The organism is Arthrobacter sp. B3I9 (genome assembly GCF_030816935.1).
GTDB lineage: Bacteria > Actinomycetota > Actinomycetes > Actinomycetales > Micrococcaceae > Arthrobacter.
Genome location: NZ_JAUSYO010000001.1, coordinates 1882696 through 1897595, shown reverse-complemented (window position 1 = coordinate 1897595; position 14900 = coordinate 1882696). Strand labels below are relative to the sequence as shown.

14 protein-coding genes, 1 tRNA gene, 1 other RNA gene and 1 pseudogene are annotated in these 14900 nt (G+C 66.0%); 7 read left to right on the top strand and 10 right to left on the bottom strand.

Features of this window, described 5'->3' with window-relative positions; all coding sequences use genetic code 11:
* Positions 1-3: 3 nt before the first annotated feature.
* The 4 genes and pseudogenes from QFZ65_RS08890 to rnpB all read right to left on the bottom strand — a co-directional run bounded on the left by QFZ65_RS08890 (position 4) and on the right by rnpB (position 3389).
* Positions 4-810 carry an HNH endonuclease family protein gene (locus tag QFZ65_RS08890; RefSeq protein ID WP_306909764.1) on the bottom strand — a complete coding sequence of 269 codons (807 nt, stop codon included), beginning with the start codon at positions 808-810 and terminating at the stop codon, positions 4-6.
* 136 nt (positions 811-946) lie between these two features.
* On the bottom strand, positions 947-1156 hold the full coding sequence (locus tag QFZ65_RS08885; RefSeq protein ID WP_306909763.1) for a hypothetical protein: 210 nt from the start codon (positions 1154-1156) through the stop codon (positions 947-949).
* Between the two features lie 80 nt (positions 1157-1236).
* Positions 1237-2692 (bottom strand): annotated as a pseudogene (locus QFZ65_RS08880) (glyceraldehyde-3-phosphate dehydrogenase).
* A gap of 305 nt (positions 2693-2997) precedes the next feature.
* Positions 2998-3389: RNase P RNA component class A (gene rnpB / locus QFZ65_RS08875), an RNA gene on the bottom strand.
* Between the two features lie 130 nt (positions 3390-3519).
* Between rnpB and QFZ65_RS08870 the strand changes: the two genes are divergently transcribed.
* The 3 genes from QFZ65_RS08870 to QFZ65_RS08860 are packed head-to-tail and all read left to right on the top strand — an operon-like array spanning position 3520 to position 6099.
* Positions 3520-4362 (top strand): slipin family protein, encoded by an 843-nt coding sequence (locus QFZ65_RS08870; protein ID WP_306909762.1) that lies wholly within the window; start codon positions 3520-3522, stop codon positions 4360-4362.
* A gap of 40 nt (positions 4363-4402) precedes the next feature.
* Positions 4403-5299: an alpha/beta hydrolase family protein gene (locus QFZ65_RS08865; protein ID WP_306909761.1), complete on the top strand. Its 897-nt coding sequence runs from the start codon at positions 4403-4405 to the stop codon at positions 5297-5299.
* A gap of 26 nt (positions 5300-5325) precedes the next feature.
* On the top strand, positions 5326-6099 hold the full coding sequence (locus tag QFZ65_RS08860) for a YaaA family protein (protein ID WP_306909760.1): 774 nt from the start codon (positions 5326-5328) through the stop codon (positions 6097-6099).
* 62 nt (positions 6100-6161) lie between these two features.
* Here the strand turns inward: QFZ65_RS08860 and QFZ65_RS08855 are convergent, their stop codons facing one another.
* The gene (locus QFZ65_RS08855) at positions 6162-6899 is read right to left on the bottom strand and encodes a zinc ribbon domain-containing protein (RefSeq protein WP_306909759.1); all 738 of its coding nucleotides are present in this window, start codon (positions 6897-6899) and stop codon (positions 6162-6164) included.
* Positions 6900-7022: 123 nt separating this feature from the next.
* Entirely contained in the window at positions 7023-7961 is a 939-nt protein-coding gene (locus tag QFZ65_RS08850) for a Nif3-like dinuclear metal center hexameric protein (RefSeq protein ID WP_306909758.1), read from the bottom strand.
* A 113-nt stretch (positions 7962-8074) separates the two neighbouring features.
* Here QFZ65_RS08850 and msrA point away from each other — a divergent pair, with 113 nt between their 5' ends.
* The 3 genes from msrA to epsC all read left to right on the top strand — a co-directional run bounded on the left by msrA (position 8075) and on the right by epsC (position 10229).
* Positions 8075-8599: a peptide-methionine (S)-S-oxide reductase MsrA gene (gene msrA / locus QFZ65_RS08845; protein WP_306909757.1), complete on the top strand. Its 525-nt coding sequence runs from the start codon at positions 8075-8077 to the stop codon at positions 8597-8599.
* A 66-nt stretch (positions 8600-8665) separates the two neighbouring features.
* Positions 8666-9601, top strand: a complete 936-nt coding sequence (gene cysK, locus QFZ65_RS08840; RefSeq protein WP_306909756.1) for a cysteine synthase A — start codon at positions 8666-8668, stop codon at positions 9599-9601.
* Between the two features lie 43 nt (positions 9602-9644).
* Positions 9645-10229 carry a serine O-acetyltransferase EpsC gene (epsC, locus tag QFZ65_RS08835; RefSeq protein ID WP_306909755.1) on the top strand — a complete coding sequence of 195 codons (585 nt, stop codon included), beginning with the start codon at positions 9645-9647 and terminating at the stop codon, positions 10227-10229.
* Positions 10230-10328: 99 nt separating this feature from the next.
* Here the strand turns inward: epsC and gndA are convergent, their stop codons facing one another.
* Positions 10329-11765, bottom strand: coding sequence for an NADP-dependent phosphogluconate dehydrogenase (gene gndA / locus QFZ65_RS08830; RefSeq protein WP_306909754.1), 1437 nt, complete (start codon positions 11763-11765; stop codon positions 10329-10331).
* A gap of 303 nt (positions 11766-12068) precedes the next feature.
* Between gndA and QFZ65_RS08825 the strand changes: the two genes are divergently transcribed.
* Positions 12069-12797 (top strand): FadR/GntR family transcriptional regulator, encoded by a 729-nt coding sequence (locus QFZ65_RS08825; RefSeq protein WP_306909753.1) that lies wholly within the window; start codon positions 12069-12071, stop codon positions 12795-12797.
* A gap of 183 nt (positions 12798-12980) precedes the next feature.
* On the opposite strand, the gene QFZ65_RS08820 is transcribed toward QFZ65_RS08825, so the two are convergent.
* The 3 genes from QFZ65_RS08820 to QFZ65_RS08810 form a co-directional block, all read right to left on the bottom strand.
* Complete coding sequence (locus tag QFZ65_RS08820) at positions 12981-13271, bottom strand: hypothetical protein (RefSeq protein WP_306909752.1); 291 nt, start codon at positions 13269-13271, stop codon at positions 12981-12983.
* A 541-nt stretch (positions 13272-13812) separates the two neighbouring features.
* Positions 13813-13888 (bottom strand) — tRNA-Val (locus QFZ65_RS08815).
* 98 nt (positions 13889-13986) lie between these two features.
* The gene (locus QFZ65_RS08810) at positions 13987-14880 is read right to left on the bottom strand and encodes an NAD-dependent protein deacetylase (protein WP_373427573.1); all 894 of its coding nucleotides are present in this window, start codon (positions 14878-14880) and stop codon (positions 13987-13989) included.
* Between the last annotated feature and the right edge of the window lie 20 nt (positions 14881-14900).

Sequence of the window (14900 nt, the reverse complement as noted above, 5' to 3'; positions counted from 1 at the left end):
CCCTCAGCGGAGCGGGTGCGGGACAACGGTCTGCTGCTGCGGGCAGGACCCGAGGACCCTTTTCATCGCGTCCTTCTCCGCCGGTGTGACCCACAGGCGGTAGGCAGCCTTGACCGAGATCTGCCGGGCAACATAGTGGCAGCGGAAGTTCCTGTTCGGCGGCAGCCAGGTGGCGGCGTCGGACGCGCTCTTGTCCTGGTTCGCCTGGCCGTCGGCGGCGATGAGGTTCAGGGGGTCGTTCGCGAGGTGCTCGCGCTGTTGGGGTGTCAGCTTTTGCGCCCCCTTCTGCCACGCATCCCCGAGCGCCACGACGTGGTCGATCTGCACGGCCTTGCTGCTCTCCGCACCGCGGCGGAAGGTGGTCCGTTGCCCGGTGTACGGCTCCTGGAAGGATCCGCCGGCGACTTGGCAACGGGAGGCTTCCGTTAAGACGACGTCCGCCAGGTCGCGGCGGAGGATGTCGTTGCGGGTGTCGCAGCCGTTGCGGTCGACGTCGAGCCAAGCCTGGCCGAACGCGCTGCGGTCATAGTCCCCGCTCGCCGCCCGGCCCTTGACCGCCAGCGTGTCCAGCAACGCAAGCGCGGCGCCGGTCGGGACCGCGCGGACGGACGGGACGGCCTTCATCCAGCCCTGGGCAAGGACCCGCGCCTCGTGGGGCCCGTCCGACGGCGGCCCGAAGGCGGTGAACTGGCCGACCGCGAAGAACCAGCCCAGTCCTCCAACCACCACAAAGACCCCGGCGGCCAGGATGGCCCAGGCCAGGCGGGACCGGCGGCGCGCCCGCCGGAACTCCGCCCACGTGGCCGTCACGACCGTCCCCGGCGGCGGCACTGAGGAGGATAGATTTCCTGCTGCATGTCTGAAGCCTAGGGCGGGGATAGGACGGCCCTCGGGTTCTCCACAGTGTGGAGGGCAAGTGGCGCCGCTGCCGGAGGAAAGCCTGGGGTTACTGCTCCCTGGTCACCCGCACCAGGTCTTCATTGGCGATGATCATCAGGTCCTCCAGCTGCCTGACCCGCGCGTCGTCAATCTCACCGGCGTCCCGTTTGGCGACGGCATCGTCAAAGAGCCGCTTGGCTTCCTTGGCGTTCCGGCGGGCAATGTCGAGGGCGTGTTCCAGGGTGGTTTCGTGCTCCACAGCCGAGTTCTGTTCCATGGCTCCATTGTGGGTGGCTTTCCCGGCCGATTCCAGAGGACCGGCCGGGAAAAGCAAACACATCCCGGGGAGGCCCGGTATTAGACCTCGGCCGGCAGTCCGGCGGCAGCCAGGATCGACGCCGCATCCTTGGCGGGGAACGACGGCGGGTTCACGCCGGCCATCTCCTCCATGACGCGGACCACCTGGCAGCTGTATCCGAACTCGTTGTCGTACCAGACGTAGAGGACAAGGTTCTTGTCGTTCGAGATCGTGGCGAGGCCGTCGACGATGCCTGCGCGGCGTGAGCCCACAAAGTCGGTGGAGACAACCTCGGGCGAGTCGATGTAATCGACCTGCTTCCGCAGCTCGGAGTGCAGCGACATCTCCCGGAGGAAATCGTTGACCTCTTCCTTGGTGGTGCCGTTTTCCAGGCTCAGGTTGAGGATGGCCAGGGACACGTCCGGCGTCGGGACGCGGATGGAGCTGCCGGTGAGCTTGCCGAGGAGTTCCGGCAGGGCCTTCGCCACGGCCTTGGCGGCACCCGTCTCGGTGATGACCATGTTCAGCGCGGCGGAACGGCCCCGGCGGTCTCCCTTGTGGAAGTTGTCGATCAGGTTCTGGTCGTTCGTGAAGGAGTGCACGGTCTCCACATGGCCGTGCACGACGCCGTAACGGTCGTTGATTGCCTTCAGGACCGGCGTGATGGCGTTCGTGGTGCAGGAAGCCGCGGAGACGATCTTGTCCGTGTCGGTGATGGTGCCGTGGTTGATGCCGTGCACGATGTTCTTCAGCTCGCCCTTGCCCGGAGCGGTGAGCAGCACCCGTGCCACGCCCTTGCTCTGCAGGTGCTGGGACAGGCCTTCGGCGTCGCGCCAGCGGCCTGTGTTGTCGACCACCAGTGCGTCGTGGATGCCGTAGGCCGAGTAATCCACCGTTGCGGGGTTGTCCGAGTAGATGACCTGGATCTGCACGCCGTTGGCGGTGATGGTGTCGTTCTCGAGGTCCACCTTGATGGTGCCTTCGAAGGACCCGTGGACCGAGTCGCGGCGCAGCAGGCTGGCGCGCTTGGCCAGGTCGTTGTCGGAACCGCGCCGGACCACAATGGCACGCAGCCGCAGGCCGTGGCCGCCGCCTGCCTTTTCAATCAGGAGGCGGGCCAGGAGCCGGCCGATGCGGCCGAAGCCGTAAAGGACGACGTCGGTGCTGGTGCGGTCGTCGCCGCCGCGCTTTCCGACGACTTCGGCGAGTTCTTGGCGGAGGAACTCATCCAGGCTGACGCCGTCGCCCTCGGCCCGGTACTTCTCGGTGAGGCGGGCGATATCGATCGCCGCAGCGCCAAGGTCCAGCTTGGTCAGCGCGTCCAGCAGCGGGGCGGTCTCCTCGAGCCGCAGCTCTTCCTTGCTCATCCGGCGGGCAAAACGGTGTGCCTTCAGGATGTTCATGGTGGACTTGTTGATCAGGCTGCGGCCGTGGATGGAGGTCACACACGTTGTTCTCACGGTACAGCCGGCCGATCACCGGAATCATGGCCTCGGCGAGCGCCTCGCGGCCCATCCACGTATCAAGACAAGAATCTGACGTCTGGCTCACAGAATTACCTTCCTAATATCCGCCGCATACGTCCTCGTATGGGGAAGTCGGCCGCCGGAGGGGTGTCCGGAACCTGGCATCGCCGGGGATTCGGTCCACCCCGGTACCCGCCTGTGTTGCAAAGAAAAACCACCGGCTGCGAACGCAGACCCGGTGGCAGAACTTCTACGTTCGCTATCCATTCTAAGGCGGCACACAGTTTGTGTCGCAGTCGGGGGGCGTGAAGTCACTCACACAGGCGCTGGGAGACGGGACCGCAGGAAGTTGGTTGGATGGGTTGACCGATACGCCGGGTTCTGTGTTCCCGTGCCGTTACCAGCACGGGAGTAGCGGCCATCCATCTACGGGCGCCGTTGCCGACGCCCTCCAGCGGCCTACCCGGACACTCGGGCGAGCAGCCCTCAAACGTGCCCTGTCTGGCCTTGCTCCGGGTGGGGTTTACCTAGCCTTCCCGGTCACCCGGGAAGCTGGTGGTCTCTTACACCACCGTTTCACCCTTACCTGTTCCGTGCCGCTTTCAAACCGGCACGACCCAGGCGGTCTGTTCTCTGTGGCACTGGCCTGCGGGTTACCCCGAGTGGGCGTTACCCACCACCCTGCTCTGCGGAGCCCGGACGTTCCTCGAGCCACTTGCGTGACGCGCGGCCGCCTGGTCAACCCATCCGCTGTCCATTCTACGGTCCCCGGAGGGCGGCTCTCGCCGGGTCCAAACAGGGGCTCCGGTGGGAGAATGGAAGTAGGACCGGAGGCACCCGCTCCCCCGGTTTGGGGCGCGCAAGGGAAGTGATCCGATGAATCTCACCGCCATCATCGTGCTGGTCGTCGTCGTCGTAGTGGTGCTCGTGCTGGCCAAGATGTCGATCCGGGTTGTGCGCCAGTTCGAGCAGGGGGTGCTGTTCCGGCTGGGCCGGGTGGTCGGCGTACGGTTGCCGGGGCTGCGGTTCATCATCCCGGTGATCGACAAGCTTCACCTGGTCAGCCTGCGGATCGTGACAATGCCCATCCAGTCGCAGGGCATCATCACCCAGGACAACGTCAGCGTGGACATTTCCGCGGTGGCGTACTACCGCGTGATCGACGCCGTGAAGTCCGTCGTGGCAATCGAGAATGTGGCATCCGCGATCAACCAGATTGCCCAAACCACGTTGCGGAAGGTCGTCGGCCGTCACAGCCTGGACCAGACCCTGTCCGAGACGCAGCGCATTAACAGCGATATCCGCGAAATCCTCGACGCCCTCACACTGGAGTGGGGCGTCGAGGTGACGCTCGTGGAGCTCAAGGACATCCAGTTGCCCGACGGCATGAAGCGGGCGATGGCCAAGCAGGCGGAGGCTGAGCGGGAGAAGCGTGCCAAGATCATCGCCGCCGAAGGCGAGGCCATCGCGGCCACGGCGCTGGGCCAGGCTTCGGACACAATGATGGTCCACCCTCTGGCGTTGCAGCTGCGCAACCTGCAGTCCCTGGTGGAAATCGCCGTGGACAACAACTCGACGGTGGTCTTCCCGGCTCCGTTGATGAGTACGATCGGCGAGCTGTCCGCCTTCCTGTCGCGCGAAACGCATGCCGCGGAGGCCGCTTCCGCCCAGGCAGCCGAGGCGTCCTCTCCCCAGGTCGCTCCGGTCAAGGCCGCCTAGGACAACCTCCGGCCGGCAGTCCGGTGCCTATGATCGTGGGATGGACGAGTGCGCGCTTTCCCGAAGGCGGTTCTTGCAGCTGGCGGCCGCCGGCCTGATCGCGTCCGGCTTCTCCGCCTGCGCCTCCACCCCCACGCTGCCGTCCGCCCGGACGACGACGACCCCAAGTCCCGCGTCCACCCCTGCCGCTGCTCCGAGAGTTGCGCTGAGCGTCGGTTCGTTCGTCTCCACGTTCCGTCCGGCGGAAGCCACACACTGGACCGTCGCCACGCCCGTTCTCGCCGGCGGCGCTGAGAATTTCCCCGGCGCTGGGACCCGGTACCCCGTGGCGATGTTCCTTCACGGGCTGCACGGCAACAACCGGACAATCTTCGATACCTTGCAGGCCCAGGACGTCCTTCAGCGCCATCTCGCCGCCGGCGGCACACCGTTCGCCCTCGCATCAGTGGACGGCGGCGACTGGTGGTGGCACAAGCGCTCCAACGGAATCGATCCGCAGAAGATGCTGCTGGAGGAATTCCTGCCGCTTCTCCAACAGCGGGGACTCGACACCGGACGGACCGCCCTGCTGGGGCTGTCGATGGGTGGCTTCGGCGCGCTGCTGCTCGCCTCGCAGCGGAAGCTGCCGGGCCTTCGGGCCGTGGCTGCCATGAGCCCGGCCATCTGGGACCATTTCGGCGTCGGCATAGACGGAGCTTTCGACCATGCGCGGGATTTTGCGGCCAACGATGTCTTCGCTCTCCGGCCGAAACTCGCAAACCTACCCAAGCGGATCGACTGCGGCACGGAGGACGAGCTGTATCCCTCGGTGAAGGATTACGTGAGCGGCCTGAACAGCCCGGCTGAGGGCGGCTTCCAGCCCGGCGGGCACGACGCGACCTACTGGCGGTCCATCCTTCCGGACATGGTGTCCTTCCTGGGCCAGCATCTGGGTTGAGCCGGGGCTCCCGGTAGCATTGGACGGTGCTGATTCTGCTGCCGCCCTCCGAAGGCAAGACTCCCGCCGCTCGCGGGGACGCCGTCGACTGGGCCTCCCTGAGCTTTCCCGGACTCAACAGCCACAGGGCGGAAGTACTAGAGGCCCTAGGAACCGTCAGCGCGCACCAGGATGCCCTCGCGCTCCTGGGCGTCGGAGCATCGCTGCGCGCCGACGTCGAACGCAACACCCGGCTGCACGCCGAACCCGCAGCGCCCGCCCACCAGGTCTATTCCGGCGTGCTTTACGACGCGCTGGGCTACAACACCCTCACGCCGGCGCAGCGCAGGAAGGCCGACGCAACGGTGCTGGTCGTGTCGGCCTTATGGGGAGCCATCCGCTTTGCGGACCGGGTGCCCGCGTACCGGCTCTCGATGGGTACGGCGCTGCCCCACGTCGGCCGGCTCGCGTCGTTCTGGAAGCCCCAACTCAATAAGGCGTTGCACGCCGCCACGGACGGTGAGCTGCTGGTGGACTGCCGCTCCAGCACCTACGCCGCAGCATGGACTCCTCCGGCGGCGCAGACTGTCTCGGTGAACGTCTTCACGGAGGTCGACGGCGTCCGCAAGGTGGTCAGCCATTTCGCCAAGCACACGCGCGGGGAGCTGGCGCGGCACCTGCTGACGCGGCGGGGCAAGGCCCCGGCGACGCCCGTCCAGCTGCAGAAGGCGGCGGCCGAAAAGTGGACCGCGGAACTCGTCGACGGCACGGCCCGCAAGCCGCACACCCTCAACATCATCCTGCCGGGTCAGCCCAACTAGCTGGCACTTGGAGTCGTTCTGAGCCCTCAAGACGACTCCAACTGCGACTCAGTTGGGCGGGGCTACGCCCACTCGGCGGAGCGCACCAGGATGCAGCCGGAATCGGGGCAGAACACGATGTCGTCCTCGGCGGCGGCCTTGATCTCGGCCAGGTCGCCCGGGCTCAGGTGCATGCCCGACCCCTCGGACGTGCCATGGAAGAGCCGGGCCGCACCGACGCCGCGCTTGGCGAGCGTCTTTTCGTAGACCGCGAGCAGGCCCGCGTCCAGTCCTTCGGCGAACTCCGCACGCTTGCCGCGCACCACGGTGGCCTCGGCCGCGATTTCGGCCAGCTGCTCATCGAGTTCGGCACGGATGACACCAAAGGATGCCTGGATGTCATTGACGATCTGCTGTTGCTCGGCCTGCTTGAGGCGCAGCGAATCGAGGCGCTCCAGAACCTCGAGCTCAACGTCTTCAAGGTCGGAGCGGCGCTTGTTGAGGGAGACGAGGTCCTTCTGCAGGGCTACGAGATCCTTGGACAGGCCGGTCCCGCTGTTCAGCTTGGCCTCGTCGCGTTCGATCCGGGTGGCCACCTGTTCGACGTCCGCTTCGGCGCGCTTGAGCTCGAGCTCGGCGTCGTGGACAGCTACTTTCGCTGCGCCGAGTGCGCCGTTGGCGACGCCCAGGGCAGCCTCGAGATCGGTGATCCGGGAGTCGCTTTCAAGGCTTCGGCGGCGGTTGGACAAGGACTTCAGCTTCGCATCGAGTCCCTGCAATTCGAGCAACTTCAACTGTTCCGCCGGTGCTGCCTTGGCCACTATTTACCTCCGCTTGTTCCCTACCGGCGTCAGCCGGGCACCTTACCGGCGCTTCCTAGACTCTAGCGCGTCGCGTGCTCCCCAGCCTCGCTACGCTCATCCGGGGCCCCTCGCACGCCAGGCTTAGCCCGGAGTCAGAATGAAGTCCCACGGATCGCTGTTGGTGGTGCTTACCCTGATCTCGACGTCGTGCCCCTGGTCGCTGAGGACATTGCCGAGTGCTTCCGCGGCGGCGGGCAGCCACAGCCACTCGCTGGCGAAGTGCGACACATCGATCAGGTACGGCCTGTCGTTGACGGTGGCTTCGCGGGCCTCCGACGCCGGATGGTGCCGAAGATCCGCCGTCACGTAAACGTCCGCGTTGCTGGCCCGGACCTGGCCGAACAGGGAGTCACCGGCTCCGCCGCAGACGGCAACCCGCCGGACGAGGCCGTCCCGGTCCCCTGAGACACGCACTCCGCCGGCCACCGCCGGCAGGATCCCAAAGACCCGGGCCGCGAAGTCGCCGAGGGTGAGGACCTCCTCAAGGTCTCCCACCCGTCCGATTCCCTCTTCCGGCAGGCCGGCCGCCGCCGGCGTCAGCGGGGAGACGTTCTGCAGCCCGAGCGCATCGGCCAGGACATCGGACACTCCGCCGACGGCGGAATCACCGTTGGTGTGCACTGTCAGCAGCCCGGTACCGGACTCGATCAACCGGTGCACGGCCCGCCCCTTGGCGGTGGTGGCGGCGACCGACGTCACGCCCTTGAGCAGCAGCGGATGGTGCGTGATCAACAGACCCGCACCCCACTCGATGGCCTCCTCGATGACTTCCAGGGTCGGATCCACGGCGAAGAGGATCCTGCTCACCGCGGCGGAAGGATGCCCCGCCACGAGACCCACTTCGTCCCATTCCTCGGCCAGCGACTCAGGCCAGAGCTCTTCCACGGCCAGCAGGACCATGCCCAGCGTGGGCGGGCCGGAGATCTCCTCCGCGGCGCTCCCAATACCGGCCCCCGTGTCATTGCCTCTGTTATTGCCTCCGGCAGAGCCGCCTGAAACGTCGGTGTTCACAGCATCCATACCCATATTTTTACCCTATGGGCGCACCGCTCACCGGGCCGCGCCACCGGCCGCGCCACACTCCCCGCCGCCGGGCCGGGAATCATCGGGGCACTTCAACCATTGAAGGAGTCATGAGAACTTTTGTCCTCGGCGGAGGCTGCTTCTGGTGCCTCGACGCCGTCTACCAGAAAACCAAGGGCGTCAGCACCGTCGTTTCCGGCTATACCGGAGGCCATGACCGCAACCCCGACTACTACTCCGTGTGCTCCGGAACCACAGGCCATGCCGAGGTCGTGGCAGTGACGTTCGACGAGGAGGTGATCCCGCCGGAGGTCATCCTGGACATGTTCTTCGCCCTCCATGACCCCACGACGCTTAACCGCCAGGGCTACGACGTCGGAACCCAGTACCGCTCCTCGATGTTCTACGAGACGACCGAGGAAAAGGTCCTCTTTGAGGAAGCCATAGAGCGGAACCAGGCGCTGTGGTCCCACCCGATAGTGACCGAGGTGACCCGGCTGTCGACGTTCCATGTCGCTGAGGCCATGCACCAGGACTTCTACGCCAAATACCCGGAACAGGGCTACTGCCAGGTGATCATCAACCCGAAACTCGCGAAGGCCCGGAAATATTACTCTGGATGGCTTAATGCTTAGCTAGCCCCTGAGCGCCCTCGTTAGGCTGACCTCAGCATTCCCTACTTCAGATAGGCACATATACCCATGGCACGGATCTATGACGATGTTACCCAGCTGGTCGGCGGCACCCCGCTGGTCCGGTTGAACCGGCTTACCGAAGGGCTCGACGCCACGGTCGCCGTGAAGCTGGAATTTTACAACCCGGCGAACAGCGTCAAGGACCGCATCGGCGTCGCGATCGTCGACGCCGCCGAAAAGTCCGGTGCCCTCAAGCCCGGCGGCACCATCGTCGAAGGCACCTCCGGCAACACCGGCATCGCCCTCGCCATGGTGGGCGCAGCCCGCGGCTACAAGGTCATCCTCACCATGCCGGAGACCATGTCAACGGAACGCAGGGTCATGCTGCGCGCCTATGGTGCCGAGATTGTGCTGACCCCCGGCTCCGAAGGCATGCGCGGCGCTGTCGAGAAGGCACAGGACATCGTCGCCAACACGGAAAACTCCATCTGGGCCCGGCAGTTCGCCAACGAGGCCAACCCCGAGATCCACCGCACCACCACCGCGGAAGAGATCTGGGCGGACACCGAAGGCAAGGTGGACATCTTCGTCGCCGGCGTCGGCACCGGCGGAACCGTCACGGGCGTCGGCCAGGTCCTTAAGGAACGCAACCCCGACATCCAGGTCATTGCGGTCGAACCCAAGGATTCCGCGATCCTGAACGGCGGGGCACCCGGCCCGCACAAAATCCAGGGTCTGGGCGCGAACTTCGTGCCCGAGATCCTCGACACCAATGTCTACGACGAGGTCCTGGACGCCACTCTGGAGGACTCCGTCCGCGTGGCACGCCAGCTCGGCGTGCAGGAAGGCATCCTGGGCGGCATTTCTTCCGGCGCCATCGTCTGGGGGGCCCTTGAGCTGGCAAAACGCCCGGAGAACGCCGGTAAACTCATTGTTGCCGTCGTCTGCGATTTCGGGGAGCGCTACATCTCCACCGTTCTTTACGACGACATCCGCGGCTGAGCCCCCGGCTCGCCCTTCGACGATCTTCGGTAGAAAGGTCTTTGTGAGCTTCTTCGCAAGGCTTAAGGAAGACCTCGACGCCGCCCGGTCCCACGACCCGGCGGCGCGAGGCTCTTTTGAAAACTTCTTTGCCTACTCCGGGCTGCACGCGATCTGGTTTCACCGCCTGACGCACCGGATGTGGCAGAACCCCGCCCTTCGTTTCCCGGCACGGCTGGTTTCCCAGCTGGCCCGCTTCCTCACCGGAATCGAGATCCACCCGGGGGCAACCATCGGCCGGCGTTTCTTCATCGACCACGGCATGGGAGTAGTGATCGGCGAGACCGCCGAGATCGGCGAGGACGTCATGATCTACCATGGCGTGACCCTCGGCGGACGCTCTCTTGCCAAGATCAAGCGCCACCCCACCATCGGGGACCGCGTGGTGATCGGCGCCGGCGCCAAGATCCTGGGACCCATCACCATCGGACGGGACAGCGCCGTGGGCGCCAACGCCGTCGTGGTGAAGGATACTCCCGCCGAATCGATTGTCACCGGCGTGCCGGGCATCTGGCGCCACCGCGACGCGCAGCGCGAGACGAAACCCGCCGTCGACCCCGCCGAGTACCTCATCGATTACCACATCTAGTGGCGACTCCGCTTAAGCACCAACCTCCCGCTTAAACACCGACGGCCGGCGCCCCCAGAGTAACGGGAAGCGCCGGCCGCCGGACCGGACAGAGTGCTACTAGTGCGTGTCCACGGCTTCGATCTCGGACTTGTCCTCGCCCCACAGGGTGTGGAACGTGCCGTCGGCGTCGACGCGGCCGTAGGTGTGGGCGCCGAAGAGGTCACGCTGGCCCTGGATGAGGGCGGCGGGGAGGCGGTCGCGGCGCAGCCCGTCGTAGTAGGCCAGCGAGGAAGAGAACACCGGCACCGGAATGCCAAGCTGGACCGCGGTGGAGACCACCCGGCGCCAGGCCGGGAGGACCTCAGCGATGGCCTTGGTGAAGGCCGGAGCGAAGAGCAGGTTCGCCGGCTTCTCCTCGGCGGCGTATGCCTTGGTGATTTCCTTGAGCAGTTCGGCGCGGATGATGCAGCCGCCACGCCAGAGCGAGGCGATCTCGTCCAGTTTCAGGTCCCAGCCGTATTCCTTAGCGGCTGCGGTGAGCATGTCCAGCCCCTGCGCGTAGGAGACCAGCTTGGAGGCATACAGCGCCTGGCGGACGTCCTCCACGAACGTCTCGGGAACCTCGACGGCGAGTTCTTCGCCGGCGAGGATCTCCTGGGCCAGCTTGCGCTGCTCCGTCTGGGAGGACAGTGCACGGGCGAAGACCGATTCGGCGATGCCCGACGTCGGGGAACCCAGCTCGAGGGCGGAGATGACCGTCCAGCGGCCGGTGCCCTTCTGCCCGGCGGCGTCCACGACGACGTCGACGAACGGCTTGCCGGTCTTCGCGTCGACGTGGCCGAGGACCTCGGCGGAGATCTCGATCAGGAACGAAGCCAGTTCGCCCTTGTTCCATTCCTCGAAGATCTTGGACTGCTCGGCGGGTTCGATTCCGGCGCCGGAGCGCAGCAGGTCGAAGGCTTCGCCGATGACCTGCATGTCCGCGTACTCGATGCCGTTATGGACCATCTTCACGAAGTGGCCGGCGCCGTCGGTGCCGATCCACGCGCAGCACGGCTGGCCGTCAACGTGGGCGGAGATCTTCTCGAGCAGCGGGCCGAGGGCATCGTAGGACTCCCTGGAGCCGCCCGGCATGATCGAGGGGCCATTGAGCGCGCCCTCCTCGCCGCCGGAGACGCCGATTCCCACGAAGTGCAGGTCCTTCTTCGCCAGTGCGGCTTCGCGGCGGCGGGTGTCCTCGTAGTGGGAGTTGCCGGCATCGATGATGATGTCGCCCGCTTCCAGGAGCGGCTCAAGCTGTTCGATCACGGAGTCGACCGGCTTGCCGGCCTTCACCATGATCAGCACGCGGCGCGGTTTCTCCAGGGAGTCCACGAGTTCCTGGAGCGTTTCCGTGCGGACAAAGTCGCCGTCCTGGCCGTGCTTGGCCAGGAGCGCGTCGGTCTTTTCCACCGACCGGTTGTGCAGGGCCACGGTGAAGCCGTTCCGGGCCAGGTTCCGGGCGAGGTTGGCCCCCATCACCGCAAGGCCGGTGACACCGATGTGTGCTGACATCAAAACTCCAATTCATTCTTGTGCAACGAGTGCATATCGTCCCGCACGTCTTGCGGAACACGCTTTGTAGGACAGTGGCTGTCCGTAAACCATATGTATTCCGGCGGGCTGCCGAAAAGAAGCGCCCACGTGGCGGAACAACGGCGCGTCATAAACAGTCTATGATTTCCGGCGGCTGCGCTGCGGCCACACCGGAATCCCGGGCACGGCCGGCGGGCCGCCGCGTCAGTCCGTTGGCATCGCCTGCTAACAGGCGGCCGGACGTCCGCTGCGTGCCCGGCCCCCGGCACTATGCTTACGACTATGCCAACCAGCCTCCACCACCGGGCCATCGAACATCTCGGCGCCCGCATCGTCGCAGGTGAACTTCCGGCGGGTCATGTCATGCTGGCCGAGCATCTTGAAAATGAACTGAAGGTCTCCCGGTCGGTGGTCCGGGAGGCCGTCCGCGTCCTGCAGTCCCTGGGCCTGGTGGAAACCACCAAGCGCGTGGGGATCCGCGTCCTGCCGGCCGACCGCTGGAACCCTTTCGATCCCCTCGTCATCCGCTGGCGGCTTGCCGGGGAGGGACGCGGGGGCCAGCTGCGTTCCCTCGCAGAGCTGCGGGCCGCCGTCGAGCCCGTGGCGGCAGAGCTCGCAGCGGTCAACGCCCCCGAGGAACTGCGCCGTGAACTCGTCCAGGTTTCGCACGCAATGCGCGACGCCGGCCAGGCCGGGGACGTGCCGCGGTTCCTGGAGCTGGACATCCACTTTCATTCGCTGCTGCTGACCGGTTCGGGCAACGAGATGTTCGCCAACATGGTGGGCCAGGTGGCTGAGACGCTGACCGGGCGCACCGTTCACGGCCTGATGCCGGACCACCCCCGCGCAACGGCCCTGCAGTGGCACGTGGACGTGGCCGAGGCCATCGCCACCGGTAACGCCTCCGCCGCGTGGGAAGCATCAAACCAGATCATGCGCCAGACGATTTCGGAGATGGAGCCCACTTGGAAGAACCAGCCCCGGGTTTTCGTGCCGCTGCAGGAGCGCTAGCTTCCGGTTAATGTGCAGCTGCCGTGACGCCGGATTAACACCGGTTTAACATCCGGCGGCTTTCACGGTATATTCGTCCTAAGCCTTCCACCGCGGCATCCCCCAATAGTCGCGGTGGAAGGCTTTTCCATTGCCAGGAGCGGCCGGATTTCCGGCGCCATCGGCCCTGAGCAGCATCGGCCCTTAGGCGGCATCGGCGACAGCCTCCCGCAAGCGCCAGCCGCCGCCCAGCCCGTCGCGGATGAGTTCCATGGTGGTGAGTGCGGAATCCCGGTTCCAGCCCAGAGTCGCCTGGATCTGCCACACTTCCACGTCCACCCGGCTCAGCCCCTTGGGCATCCTCCGCTCCGCTTCCCACCAGCTCACCCGCTCAAACCAGCGGACCGGTTCCGCGCCCACCACCCATTCCCGGCCGCCGCGGACCACCGCCGCTGGCTTTCCGTCGGGACCTGACTTCACCATCACGTGTTCCATGCCGTCAGCGTAGGGCGGGGCTGTGACGTTATTTGGGGAAGGTCCGATTCAGGGAAAGCTCCGGGGCGGCTGGGTCACGGGTCAAGCGGGGACATGCCCAGCGGCTGGCTGTCCGGTTCGCCGGTATTCGCGGCTCGCGCGGCGTGCAGGCAGCTGTCACAGACTCCGACGAACAGGTGGGGGCAGTCGACTGGGGCTGCGCCCTGGCCGAAAGGAAAGGAAACTTTCATGTGCATCACTCCCCAACTCGTGGCTAACGGGCGTTTCCCGCCGTCACGGAACGCCTCATTCTCCGAACCCACCGCGACGTTGCCGTGTGTTCGGGTGCTCCGGAATCCGCAACGAAATCAGCCTTGCCGCCATGATCCTCCCTGCACCCTTGGAGACAAAGCGTGTCGGTCCACGTGTCTTTAGGATGCTGTACTTGCCTTCAGCCCCCGACGCACCTGATCGGTACTTGCTAGGCGGCGCTCAACGGGTCGCTCAACAAAAAAGCCCCGCCAATTCCGGGGTATTCCGAAAATGGCGGGGCTTCCTGACGTGGTGGGTCCTACCGGGATCGAACCGATGACATCCACGGTGTAAACGTGGCGCTCTACCAGCTGAGCTAAAGACCCAAACCGTGATTTCGGCGCCTCAGCGCTTCAACCAACGAAGATTTACTTTACCGGACCCCGTGGGAAAAACACCAATCCGGGCACAGGCCGCCGGGCCATCACAGTGGCGGGAGCTCGTCCGCCAGCCACGTCAGCGACTCGCTGACGCCGGCCTCAAGCTTGATGGTCGCGAGGTCGTCCCCGCGGGTCTGCCCCCTGTTGATGATGACGACCGGTTTCCCCTGCTTCGCGGCGTGGCGGACAAAGCGAAGCCCGCTCATCACCGTCAGCGATGATCCGGCGACAACCAGCGCCCCGGCCTCGTCCACCATCGCGTACGAACGCTCCACCCGGTCCTTGGGCACGTTTTCGCCAAAGTACACGAAGTCCGGCTTGAGCGTTCCGCCGCAGGCCGGACACTGGGCCACGACGAACTCCCCGATCAAGCCGGCGTCCTCCACGCTGGCATCGGCGTCGGGGGCCATCTCGACGACGCCGGCCGCCAAGGCCCGGTCCAGGAAGTCGGGGTTAAGCTCCTCCAACACCCCCGCCAGCAGGCTGCGGCTGTAACGGCGTTGGCAATGCAGGCAGACCACCCGGTCGAAGCGGCCGTGCAGGTCCACCACGTTGACGCTGCCCGCGTCCTCATGGAGCCGGTCTACGTTCTGGGTGATGAGTCCGGTGAGGAGGCCGCGTTGCTCCAGGCGGGCGACGGCGGCGTGCCCGGGATTGGGGTCGGCCCGGCGCAGGTGGGACCAGCCGATATGGTTGCGGGCCCAGTACCTTTGGCGGTTTTCCGCCTGGCCGATGAATTCCTGGTACGTCATCGGCGCGCGGGGTGCTGCGCCGGGGCCACGGTAGTCCGGTATGCCGGAGTCCGTGCTCAGGCCCGCCCCGGTGAGAACGGCGAAGCGGTCGCCGGCGAGGATGCTGCGGATCTCCCGCAACGACTCAAGCTCGTCGCTGGCCGGACTGGCCGCGGCGACGGGCGGCAGGCTGGCGAAGCCAGTCATGCCGATCCCGGGGCGCCGCT